This window comes from Siccibacter turicensis LMG 23730 (genome assembly GCF_000463155.2).
GTDB classification, from domain to species: domain Bacteria; phylum Pseudomonadota; class Gammaproteobacteria; order Enterobacterales; family Enterobacteriaceae; genus Siccibacter; species Siccibacter turicensis.
In genome coordinates, this window is sequence record NZ_AWFZ01000070.1 from 1 (window position 1) to 238 (window position 238).

Annotated in this window: 1 pseudogene; it reads right to left on the minus strand. The window is 57.1% G+C overall.

What is annotated here, in order from left to right:
- Window positions 1-238, minus strand: a pseudogene (feoB, locus tag DW58_RS19705) (Fe(2+) transporter permease subunit FeoB); the annotation flags it as partial.

A 238-nucleotide genomic window follows, 5' to 3' on the forward strand; every position in this document is an offset into this window, starting at 1 on the left:
AGGAACAGCGTCAGCCAGGCGGGAAAATGCAACGTATAGCCGACCCATTGCAGCCCGTGAATGAACACGGCTACAGAACCCGCGTCGAAAATTGGCTGCAACGCGCCGCCGATGTTAATGGCGAGCAGAAACATCAGATACATCACGCCAAGAAAAATGGGCAGGCCCAGAAAGCGGTTGAGAATGATGTTATCCAGCGCGGCCGTGAGGCGGTGCGGTTCGGCGGTGAGGCTGTTGC